The organism is Actinomadura nitritigenes (assembly GCF_017573545.1).
Lineage (GTDB): Bacteria > Actinomycetota > Actinomycetes > Streptosporangiales > Streptosporangiaceae > Spirillospora > Spirillospora nitritigenes.
In genome coordinates this window covers 24,177-31,361 of the sequence record NZ_JAGEOK010000061.1, presented here as the reverse complement: position 1 = coordinate 31,361, position 7,185 = coordinate 24,177, and the positions used below count along the sequence as shown (strand labels likewise).

The 7,185-nt window shown below is 73.0% G+C and carries 7 protein-coding genes; 1 reads left to right on the top strand and 6 read right to left on the bottom strand.

What is annotated here, in order from left to right:
* The first annotated feature begins 586 nt into the window (after positions 1-586).
* Complete coding sequence (locus J4557_RS47180) at positions 587-1,429, top strand: patatin-like phospholipase family protein (RefSeq protein WP_208274151.1); 843 nt, start codon at positions 587-589, stop codon at positions 1,427-1,429.
* Positions 1,430-1,477: 48 nt separating this feature from the next.
* On the opposite strand, the gene J4557_RS47175 is transcribed toward J4557_RS47180, so the two are convergent.
* The 6 genes from J4557_RS47175 to J4557_RS47150 all read right to left on the bottom strand — a co-directional run bounded on the left by J4557_RS47175 (position 1,478) and on the right by J4557_RS47150 (position 6,840).
* The gene (locus J4557_RS47175; RefSeq protein WP_208274150.1) at positions 1,478-2,863 is read right to left on the bottom strand and encodes a nucleobase:cation symporter-2 family protein; all 1,386 of its coding nucleotides are present in this window, start codon (positions 2,861-2,863) and stop codon (positions 1,478-1,480) included.
* Between the two features lie 120 nt (positions 2,864-2,983).
* The gene (locus J4557_RS47170) at positions 2,984-3,853 is read right to left on the bottom strand and encodes a crotonase/enoyl-CoA hydratase family protein (protein WP_208274149.1); all 870 of its coding nucleotides are present in this window, start codon (positions 3,851-3,853) and stop codon (positions 2,984-2,986) included.
* 42 nt (positions 3,854-3,895) lie between these two features.
* On the bottom strand, positions 3,896-4,429 hold the full coding sequence (locus J4557_RS47165) for a DUF1877 family protein (RefSeq protein WP_208274148.1): 534 nt from the start codon (positions 4,427-4,429) through the stop codon (positions 3,896-3,898).
* Between the two features lie 49 nt (positions 4,430-4,478).
* On the bottom strand, positions 4,479-4,970 hold the full coding sequence (locus J4557_RS47160; protein WP_208274147.1) for a metallophosphoesterase family protein: 492 nt from the start codon (positions 4,968-4,970) through the stop codon (positions 4,479-4,481).
* Between the two features lie 56 nt (positions 4,971-5,026).
* Positions 5,027-5,899 (bottom strand): RNA polymerase sigma factor SigJ, encoded by an 873-nt coding sequence (gene sigJ / locus J4557_RS47155; protein ID WP_208274145.1) that lies wholly within the window; start codon positions 5,897-5,899, stop codon positions 5,027-5,029.
* Between the two features lie 8 nt (positions 5,900-5,907).
* A complete protein-coding gene (locus J4557_RS47150) occupies positions 5,908-6,840 on the bottom strand; it encodes an NAD-dependent epimerase/dehydratase family protein (RefSeq protein WP_208274143.1) in 933 nt (310 codons plus the stop codon).
* Between the last annotated feature and the right edge of the window lie 345 nt (positions 6,841-7,185).

The following is a 7,185-nucleotide window of genomic DNA, read 5'->3' as shown; positions in this document are numbered from 1 at the left end:
AAGAAATCCCCACCACCCCCCGAAGGAGATGGCACGGGGCGACCCGGCCTAACCGGCCAGGTCGATAAAGGCACTGGCTTTTAACACGCTGTTGAGTTCTCAAGAAACGGACACCCACCGTGCTGGATTCGCTTTCGCGTTTCCCGCCCCGGGGCGACTGCTCTTACTTTATCAGATCCGCTCGGAGTGTCAATTTCCGGGCTTTTCCGATTGCCTTTCCGGTCCGCTTGCGCGTCCCTTCCGGGCGGTGTCGCCATTTCATCAGATCCAGCTCGATTTGCAAAATCGGGCCTTACCGACGCCATCACTGCACGGCTGACACGGCGAAGCCGCGTCGGCTGCTGAGTGGTGGTTTCCCCGTCGGCCGGCCGCCATGAGGGCGTCCTGCATCCGTAAGGGGGACGAGGGGTTAACTTACGTGGTCCCCGGAGCCTCGTCAAATCGACACGCTCCAGCGCCGGTGCGCGGGCGCCCGCCGGCGGCGCGCTGGGCGCTGTTCACGCCCGCGGTGACGTGCGGGATGGGGCCGTCCCCGGAATGTCCGCTGCTCTCCCTACGCTCTAGCGATCACCTAAGGAGGACGAACATGACCGACAAGGAGCGCGCTCTGGTGCTGGGCGGCGGAGGGGTCGCGGGCATCGCCTGGCTGAACGGGCTGCTGTTCGGGCTCGCCGAGGAGGGTGCGGACGTGACCGGAGCCGACCTGCTGGTCGGCACGTCGGCGGGCTCCGCGGTGGCCGCGCAGGTCGCGAGCGGGTTGCCGCTGAAGGAGCTGTACGCGCGGCAGGCGGACCCTGCGCTGCAGAACCACGAGCTGGTACCGGGCGGGGTGTCGGTGAGCACGGTCATGGAGACCTGGATGCGGCTCGCCTACGAGAACCAGGGTGATCCGGCGGCGGTGCGGCGAGGGCTCGGTGCGCGGGCGCTGGCGGCCGAGACCGTGACGGAGGCGGAGCGGCGCGCGGTGATCGAGGGGCGGTTGCCGTCACACGAGTGGCCGGAGCGGAGGCTGCTGGTGACGGCGGTGAACGCGCTGACGGGTGAGCTGCGGGTGCTGGACCGCGACTCCGGTGTGGAACTGGTGGACGCGATCGCCGCGAGTTGCGCGGTCCCGATGATCTGGCCGCCGGTGACGATCGGCGGCGTCCGGTACGTGGACGGCGGCGTGCACTCGGCGAACAACCTGGCCCTGGCCGCCGGGTACGAGCGGGTCCTGCTGGTCGCACCGATGGACGACCCGACGCTGGAGGACGAGATCGGCGCGGTGAAGGCCGAGGGCGGGCGGGTGGAGGTCATCCGTCCGGACGAGGCGTCGACGGCGGCGTTCGGCGCCGACCCGCTGGATCCGGCGACGCGGACGCCGTCCGCGGAGGCGGGGCTCGCGCAGGGCAGGGCCGCCGCGGCGGAGATCGCCGCCTTCTGGAACTGACCGGCCCATGGCCCGCGGCGGCCCCTGGGAGCCGCCGCGGGCGCGCGGTCAGGAGGTGACGGCCGGTTCCGCGGGTGGGACGGCGGCCTCCTCGTCCTGCGGGGGCGTGCGCGTGAAGACGTTGAACACCAGGTTCAGCACGATCGCGCTGATGCTGCCGATGGTGATGCCGCTGTTGAGGATCGCGGCGACGTCCTTGGGCATGTTCTCGCCGAACTGCGGGACCACGGTGGGCAGCAGCGCGAGCGCGATGCTGACGGCGACGACGAGGGCGTTGCGCTCCTGGCGGAGGTCGACCTTGCCGAGGGTCTGGATGCCGACGACGGCGACCATGCCGAACATCGCGACGGCGGCGCCGCCGAGGACGTCCGGCGGGATGGACGCGACGTAGGCGGCGGCCTTCGGGAACAGCCCGAGGACGATCATGAAGGCGCCGGCCGCGACGACCACGAACCGGCTGCGCACCCCGGTGAGCCGGACGAGCCCGACGTTCTGCGCGAAGCAGGTGTAGGGGAAGGCGTTCAGGGAGCCGCCGAGGAAGGTGGACAGGCCGTCGGCGCGCAGAGCGCGCGTGATGTCGGCGTCGGTGACGTCCTTGCCGACGATCTCGCCGGTGGCCTTGGAGTCGCCGACGGTCTCCACGACGGTGACCATCATGACCAGCAGCATCGCGATGATCGGGCCGATGTGGAAGGTCGGGGTGCCGTAGTGGAACGGGGTGGTGACGCCGAACCAGTCGGACTTCCCGACCTGGTCGAAGGCGGTGTCCCCGAGGGCGTAGGAGACGATCGTCCCGCCGACGAGGCCGAGGAGCACGGCGATGCTGCTGAGGAACGGCCGCCGGAGCCGGTAGAGGACGATGATGAACAGCAGGGTGCCGCCCGCGTACATGAGGTGCTTCCAGCTGCCGAAGTCCTTGCCGGCGGCCTTGGCGGCGGCGCCGCCGGCGGCGTCGGTGAGCGCGTTCGGCAGCAGCACCAGGCCCATGATCGTCAGGACGGTGCCGGTGACGAGCGGCGGGAAGAACCGCAGCACGCGGCCGAGGAACGGGGCGGCGACCAGGGTGACCAGGCCGGCGGTGATGGTGGCGCCGTAGATCGCGAGGAGCCCGGCGGTGGCGTTCTCGGCGCCCTGCCCGATGGCGATCATCGGTGCGACGGCGGTGAACGTGACGCCCTGCACGATCGGCAGCCGGATGCCGATCTTCCAGACGCCGAGCGACTGGATGACGGTGGCGATCCCGCAGGTGAACAGGTCGGCGTTGATCAGGTAGACGAGCTGCTGCGGGGACAGCCCGATCGCGCCGGCGACCAGGATCGGGACGACGACGGCGCCGGCGTAGAACGCCAGGACGTGCTGGAAACCGTAGAGGGCGAGCTTGGGGACGGGGAGCACCTCGTCGACGGGGTGCCGGCGCGGTCCTTCTTCGGGCATGCCTGCCTTGCCTTCCGGGGGTGGGTCCGACCAGGTGGGACACCCTGATCACGACGGCAGAAGATACCGGTTTGCGGACGTCGCGCCGTCGCCCGGCCCCACCCCTCGGGGGCGCGGCGGCTATGCGGGGTCGGTGAAGGCGGCCTCGCGCTTGCCGAAGTAGGCGCGGACCGCCTCGGCCTGGTTGGGCGAGCCGCGCAGCGCGCCGAGCTCGCGGGACTCCTCCAGGTACTGGCCGGCGAGGTCGCCGCCCTCGGCGGCGCGGTTGAGCAGGCGCTTGGCGGCGCGGATCGCGTCGGGGCTCCTGCCGGCGATCTCGCGGGCGAGGTCGGTGGCGGCGGCGCGCGGGTCGTCGGCGGTGCGGGTGGCGAGGCCGAGGCGGACGGCCTCGTCGCCGCCGACCATGCGTCCGGTGAAGGTGAGCTCCTTGGCGACGTCCTCGCCGACGAGGCGCAGGAGGGCGGCGGTGCCGGTCATGTCCGGGACCAGGCCCCAGCGGATCTCCAGCACCGAGAGCTTCGCGTCCGGGGCGACGATCCTGATGTCGGCGCCGAGCGCGATCTGCAGGCCGCCGCCGAGCGCGTGCCCGTGGACGGCCGCGATGACCGGCTGCGGAAGCTCGTGCCAGGTGTGCACGGCCTGCTGGCCGAGGTTGGTGATGCGGCCGGGCTCGCGGTCGGTGATGTCGGACAGCAGCCGCTTGAACCGCTGCCCGCCGGAGGCCGCGGAGCCGCCGGAACCGCCGGGACCGCCGTCGGACGGCCCGTCCCCGGCCATCGCGGCGAAGTTGGCGAAGTCGAGTCCCGCGCAGAACGCGCGGCCCTCCCCCGACAGGACGACGGCGCGGACGGACGGGTCGGCCGCGAGCGCGTCGCCGGTCTCCGCGAGCGCCTCGAAGGTCGCGATGTCGAGGGCGTTCAGCTTGTCGGGGCGGTTGAGCCGCACGTCGGCGACTCCCTCGTGGACGTGCACGGTCACGCGGTCGGTCATGCCGGTCCCCTTCGTAAGTGCGGTCTTACCCGACCGATCATCTCAGGAGATGTCCTTGATGACCGCGTTGCCCGCGGCGGCGGCGCGGGCGTAGAAGCCGCGGAGGACCTCGACGTCGTCGGCGAGCCATCCCCTCGTGACCATGTCGCTTCCGTCGTCGTCGCGGAAGGAGTACGGCCCGATCTCCAGCAGCAGGGGGTAGCGCTCGCGGATGAGGGCGTCGAGGTCGATCCCGCGCAGGTGGGCGTCGACGGCACGCACCTCGGCTGGTCTGAGCAGGATCGGCGTGTTGAGGCGTGAGGTGCCGCCGGTCAGGATGAGCCCGCCCATGACGACGTCCCGCGCGGGGGCCGGGCCGAGGGGGACGCCTTTGGCGTCGTCGTCGTTCTCGCATCCCGTCAGCAGGATGTGGATCGCGTCCCAGGTGCGCGTCGTGTGCGCCGACTCCAGCTCGCGGAGCGACTCGCCCCACGCGTCGTAGAGCCGGCGCAGGCCGCCGCGCAGGCCGTGCGGATGGTCGAGGAGGGCGTGGACCTCGGTCCAGTCGTGCCGGCCGAGCGTCATCCGGAAGCCCACGGCTGCCCCAGGCCGGTCCCGTCCATGCGGGCATTGTGCCCGCCGTTGATCAGGTGACGGGAACGATTTCCGCGCGGGCCAGCCTGCCGTCCTCGATGTCGAGGAGGCCGATGGTGCCGTGCGGCTGGCGGCGCCGGTCCGTCGGCGAACCGGGGTTGAAGATCCGGACGCCGTCGCCGGTCTCGTCGAGCGGGATGTGGGAGTGCCCGAAGACGACGAGGTCGGCGGCGGGGAACCAGCGCCGCATCCGGGCGGTGCGGCCGCGGGCCTGGCCGCTGTCGTGGACCATCGCGACGGCGAGCCCGCCGAGATCGAGTTCGAGGCGTTCAGGGGCGCCCCACGCGGCGACGTCCGGGCCGTCGTTGTTGCCGAGGACGGCGTGGACGGGCGCGTACCCGGCGAGTTCGTCGAGGACGGACGCGACGCAGACGTCCCCGGCGTGCAGGATGACGTCGGCGCCCCGCAGGTGCTCGGCGACCCGCGGCGGGCACCCCTTCCAGCGCCGGGGCGCGTGGGTGTCGGAGACCACCACCGCTCTCACTCCTCCATTGTCCGACGCCGGGTGCCGGCGGCCCGCGCCGGGGGCGGCCGGCCGGATCAGGTGGCGGGGCGGACGCGGCCGAGCTTGTCGGGGTTGAGGACGGCGAACAGCCCGTGCACGCGGCCGTCGCGGACGTCGAACGCGGTGAGCTGCTCGTGGCCGTCGATGTGCGTCCAGAGCGCGGGCGCGCCGTTGGCCTCGACGACCCGGACCTCGCCGAAGCCGTAGCGGGAGCCGAGCCCGGTGATGAACGCGGCGACGGCGGCGCGGCCCTCGACGGGGCGGAGCGCGGCGCGGACCCGGCCGCCGCCGTCGTTCCAGGCCACGACGTCCTCGGCGAGCAGGTCGGTGAGGCCGGCGAGGTCCCCGCCCCGCGCGGCGTCGAGGAAGCGGCCGAGGAGTTCGGTGTGGTCGGCGGTGGACGGGCGGAACCGGTCGCGGCCCTCCGCGAGCCGTGCCGCCGCGCGGCGGTGGTGCTGGCGGCACGTCGCGGCGGGGACGCCGACGATGCCGGCGATCTCCTCGTAGGGCAGTTCGAACGCCTCGCGCAGCACGAACACGGCGCGTTCGGGCGGCGACAGCCGTTCCATCAGGTGGAGGGTCGCGTAGGCGAGGGTGTCGGCCATCTCGGCGGTCTCCAGCGGCCCGAACGCCGCGGCGGACACCGGTTCGGGCAGCCAGGGCCCGGGATAGGCCTCGCGGGTGACGCGGGCGGAGCGGAGCTGGTCGAGGGCGAGCCGCGACACGATCGTCACCAGGTAGGCGCGGGCGTTGCCGACCTCGGCGGGGTCGGTCCGGGTCCACCGGAGGTACGCCTCCTGGACGGCGTCCTCGGCGTCCCACATGCTGCCGAGCAGCCGGTAGGCGAGCCCGAGCAGCAGCGGGCGGTGCTCCTCGAACGCGCGGGTGGCGCCTTCTCGCCGGTCCATGCGGACGATCATGCCGCGTCGCGGGCGGAGGCCGCTCCGTCGGCCTCCATCCCGTGCACCCAGCTCGGGTGGCGGGGCCGCCAGTCGAGGCGGAGCCGGGCACGGCCGTTGTCGGCGCCGCGCAGCCCGTTCATGAACGCCACGCCCCAGCCGCCGACGGCGAGCCGGGCGAGCACCGCGGGTGCGCGTCCGGGCGCGGGCGCGTCCAGCATCCGGGCGTAGCGGGTGAGGAACTCCGCCATCGTGACGGGCGTGTCGTCGACGATGTTCAGGACGCCGGTGACGTCCTTGTCGAGGGCGGCGACGATCGCGGTGGCGGCGTCGTCGGCGTGGGTGAAGGACAGGACGGCGTGGCCGCCGCCGACCACCGGCACCTTTCCGGCGCGGACCTGGGCGGTGAACGACCCGCCGGGCGCGTAGGCGGAGCCGGGCCCGTACAGGTGCCCGAAGCGCAGGACGAGGCCGGCGGCTTCGGCGGTCCTCGCCTCGAGCTCGACGAGGGCGGCGAGGACGGGCGCGAACTGCCTGGGGGTGCGCTCGGTCCACAGCGGCGCGTCCTCGTCGGCGAGCCCGGCGGCGGGCCGGTAGGCGTAGGCGAGGCCCTGGGCGAGGACGCGGGCGGTCCCGGCGTCGCGGGCGGCGTCGTAGAGGTTGCGGGTGCCCTCGGTGCGCAGCCGGTTGGTGATCGCGAAGTCGCGGGCCAGGTGCTTCGGGTCGGGGGCGGCGGGGATGGCGGTGAGCAGGTTGACGACCGCGTCGGGCGCTGCCTCGCGGACGGCGCGGGACACCGCGTCCCGGTCGAGCGCGTCGGCGGCGAGGGCGCGGCCGGCCGGGCCGCCGCCGGAGCGCGACAGCCCGATCGCCTCGTGGCCGACCGCCTCGAGCAGCGGCATCAGCCGGCGGCCGACGACTCCGGTGGATCCGGCGACGAGAACGCGCATGACGACTCCTGATGTCCGTCCCGGCGCGGGGCCGGGAGAAGGTCGCTTCCGGCATCAGGACGGGCCGGGGCCGCCGGACGTGACAGTCCCGGATGTGATTCAGGGCACATGACCGGAAAGGGGTGATCTATCCACTCCGGGATCTGGACACCGGTGGGAAACAACTGTAAGCGCCATGTCATTACCCCCCGCTGACCTGCGGGGTTACGCTCGAAGTCCTCGCGAATCGTCCACGGGATCCGGCCGTACGCCCCCGGCCGCTCCGACACGGCGACCCAGCACCGCGAGGGTCAAGGGGGCGGCCGGGCACCGAGGTGGAAGACCACTCCCTTGCACCGGCCCGGA

Coding starts and splice junctions, on each gene's coding strand:
- J4557_RS47150 (WP_208274143.1), bottom strand. CDS start 6,840: ATGCGCGTTCTCGTCGCCGGATCCACCGGAGTCGTCGGCCGCCGGCTG.
- J4557_RS47170 (WP_208274149.1), bottom strand. CDS start 3,853: ATGACCGACCGCGTGACCGTGCACGTCCACGAGGGAGTCGCCGACGTG.
- J4557_RS47175 (WP_208274150.1), bottom strand. CDS start 2,863: ATGCCCGAAGAAGGACCGCGCCGGCACCCCGTCGACGAGGTGCTCCCC.
- J4557_RS47180 (WP_208274151.1), top strand. CDS start 587: ATGACCGACAAGGAGCGCGCTCTGGTGCTGGGCGGCGGAGGGGTCGCG.
- sigJ (WP_208274145.1), bottom strand. CDS start 5,899: ATGGACCGGCGAGAAGGCGCCACCCGCGCGTTCGAGGAGCACCGCCCG.